The organism is Terriglobus sp. YAF25 (assembly GCF_052113305.1).
Classification (GTDB): Bacteria; Acidobacteriota; Terriglobia; order Terriglobales; family Acidobacteriaceae; genus Terriglobus.
The window spans coordinates 1-3,241 of the sequence record NZ_JBFRCY010000543.1; the positions used below are offsets into that span (position 1 = coordinate 1).

The window sequence follows — 3,241 nt, forward strand, 5'->3', positions numbered from 1 at the left end:
CCTTACGCCAGACCATGCCCCTTACGCCAGACCATGCCGTCATCTCAGCGACCAAGGGCGTTGAACAAGGCACATACCTGCGGATGAGCCAGGTGATTGAAGAGTTGACGCAAGCCAAAGTAGCGGTGCTCTCGGGCCCCTCTTTCGCACAGGAGGTTGCCCAGGGGATGCCGACCGTGGTCACCATCGCATCGAAGGACCGCACCCTGGCGCAACAGCTCCAGTCGGACTTCTCTTCTTCGACCTTCCGCACCTATGCGAATGACGACGTCGTCGGTGTCGAGCTGGGCGGAGCGTTGAAGAATGTCATCGCTCTCGCCGCCGGAGTCGTTGCCGGTCTTGGACTCGGACACAATGTCGCCGCGGCCCTGATGACACGTGGCATCGCCGAGATTACCCGCCTTGCCGTAGCCTGCGGCGGACGTCCCGAAACGCTGGCCGGCCTTTCGGGCCTAGGCGACCTGGTTCTGACCTGCACCGGCTCTCTTTCGCGCAACCGCACCGTCGGCATTGAGCTTGGCAAGGGTCGCAAGCTGCCGGAGATCATCGCCTCGCTCAACGGCAAGGTTGCCGAGGGTGTACTCTCTACCTCCGCGGCGCTGGGACTCGCGCGCAAGCACGATGTGGAGATGCCGATCACCCAGCAGGTGGAGGCAATTCTTCATGAGGGTAAGGCCCCCATGGAGGCAATCCGCGAGCTGATGACCCGGTCTCTGCGGGCTGAGTAAGCCATCGGCCCTCTGTGGGAGCGATACACTATAAGAGATGGCTATTCAGACACTCTTCGGTTCGCTGAAGGACGACGAGCCCCGTAAACCGGAACAGGAAGAGGAAGCTTCACGCGGCTTTTTCGGCCGCATGAAGCAGGCGGTCACCCGCACGCGCGAGAACCTGAGCGCGCAGCTTGACCAGGCCCTCTCGTTTACCCGGACAGTTGATGAGAGCGATCTCGAAGACCTGGAAGCGATTCTGCTGACAGCAGATATCGGCCTTTCCACCACAACGGAGATCATCGATCGTCTGCGCGAACGAGCCAAGCGCGAAGGCATCGAATCCGGCGCCGCGTTGAAAGACCTGCTCAAGCAGGAGATCAAATCCATCCTCGATGATGTCCAGCGCCTCGTGCGCCCGCCGTCAACGCCACCGGAGGTAATCCTGCTGGTCGGCGTGAACGGTACCGGCAAGACGACCACCTCCGGCAAACTCGCAGCCTTCTTCCAATCACAGAATCGGTCGACGCTGCTGTGTGCCGCCGATACCTTCCGCGCCGCGGCCATTGAACAGCTCGAGGTCTGGTCACAGCGCTCGGGYGTGCCGATCGTCAAGACACGCCAGGGCGGCGATCCTTCGGCGGCTCTCTTTGACGCTCTCGATGCCGCCAAGAAGCGTGAGACACAGGTCGTACTGGTCGATACTGCTGGACGTCTGCACACCAAGACAGGCTTGATGGCTGAGCTCGACAAGATGCGCCGCATCGCACAGAAGTTTGTTGCGGGTGCTCCCCATCAGGTATTTCTGGTCATCGATGCCACCACCGGGCAGAACGGCCTGCAACAGGCACGCCTGTTTACGGAGAGCGCCGGTGTCACCGGCATTGTGCTCACCAAGCTGGACGGTACAGCCAAAGGCGGAATTGTCGTTGCCATCGCACACGAGTTGAAGTTGCCTGTCGTCTTCTGCGGTATCGGCGAGAAGATGGAAGATCTGCTGCAGTTTGATTCGGCAGCGTTTGTCGAAGGGCTGTTCAACTAGAAGAGACAAACTGACCTCGAACCGTCTTTGTCTATTTTGTAGTGACAAGCCCAAGTTAGCTTCGGCAGCTGGAAGTTGATAACAGAAGAACACGCCCGTTGGGCGTTTCTTCCAATTCTGAGATCAAACAGGTTCGAGCTGCGCTCGAACGTCCTACCCATCGCGTTGCGATGGATGGGGCACCCAGAGTATGGGCTCTCAAATATGTCGCGCGTTGCCCGCTCCCAGCCATCCCATCACTCCCCAAGCAGCTACGATAGAGAGCAAGCCGATGGAACTGATAGACGACATTCGGTACATGCAGCAAGCGCTGGCGTTGGCGCGTGAAGGCATAGGCCTCGCTTCGCCGAATCCCACTGTCGGATGCGTGCTGGTAAAAGGCGACCAGGTCATCGGACGTGGCTTCCATATTTACGAGCATCGGGATCACGCGGAGATCGTCGCGCTGAAAGAGGCCGGAGGCGATGCTGAAGCTGCAACCGCCTATGTCACGCTGGAGCCCTGTAGTCATCATGGCCGTACCGGCCCGTGCGCGGACGCACTCATCCATGCCCGTGTTGCCCGTGTCGTAGCAGCGACAGTGGACCCCAACCCTCAGGTCGCCGGTCAGGGCCTGGCCCGGCTGGCGCAGGCCGGCATCCAGGTCACAGCAGGCCTGCTACAGGAAGAWGCCCGCGCGCTGAACAATGCCTTCGCAAAGTGGATCGTTACCGGGTCACCCTACGTTGTCCTCAAGGCTGCACTCTCCGTCGACGGATATCTGGCGCCTCCTCCTCAGACCCGCTATAGCCAGGAACCTCACTGGCTGACGGGCGCGGCGGCGCGAGCCCATGTACAGCAGATGCGGCATGCCTCTGACGCTATCCTGACCGGGATCGGCACAGTACTGGCTGACGACCCGCTGCTTACGGATCGCACCAATCTGCCGCGCAGGCGCAACCTTCTGCGGGTGATTCTGGATACGCATCTGCGGCTTCCCCTCTCCAGCAAGCTTGTCGCCTCTGCCGATGATGATCTGCTGGTCCTATGTCATGAATCTGCTCCGGCGGCATACGAAGATGCCTTGCTCGAACTCGGTGTCCAGGTGGAGCGCATGCAAGCGCCGCAACAGCACATCGACCTGGTAAACGCCTTGCGCACTCTCGCTGAGCGGCAGATCACCTCAGTACTCGTCGAGGGCGGAAGCCGTCTGAACGCAGCCTTCCTCGCCGGCGATCTCGTCGATGAGGTGAATCTCTTCTATTCGGAAGCCGAACTTGGCCATGGAGCCGTTCCCTTTGCTGAAGGCGGGCCGTCTCCTTATCTGCTGGAGCAGCGGCTGAACCGTCTATCGAAGACAGAGTTCGGCTCCGACACTTTGGTTACTGGATATCTCCGCGATCCCTGGGGCAGTTAGAGCATTTCTCCYGTTGCTGGGTATCCCGAAAAAGCTAGCAGTGGCGTTTTCATTKAGGAAAACGCCCATAGATGCACAAGCCCTGCACTACAC

At 60.0% G+C, this 3,241-nt stretch carries 3 protein-coding genes; all 3 read left to right on the plus strand.

Going from position 1 to position 3,241, the window contains the following annotated elements:
- Positions 1-728 (plus strand): NAD(P)H-dependent glycerol-3-phosphate dehydrogenase (locus AB4043_RS19725; RefSeq protein ID WP_442307854.1); only part of this gene is annotated, 728 nt, incomplete at its 5' end.
- A 37-nt stretch (positions 729-765) separates the two neighbouring features.
- Positions 766-1,752 (plus strand): signal recognition particle-docking protein FtsY, encoded by a 987-nt coding sequence (ftsY, locus tag AB4043_RS19730; protein WP_442299129.1) that lies wholly within the window; start codon positions 766-768, stop codon positions 1,750-1,752.
- Positions 1,753-2,023: 271 nt separating this feature from the next.
- Positions 2,024-3,148, plus strand: a complete 1,125-nt coding sequence (gene ribD, locus AB4043_RS19735; protein WP_442307855.1) for a bifunctional diaminohydroxyphosphoribosylaminopyrimidine deaminase/5-amino-6-(5-phosphoribosylamino)uracil reductase RibD — start codon at positions 2,024-2,026, stop codon at positions 3,146-3,148.
- Positions 3,149-3,241: the final 93 nt, after the last annotated feature.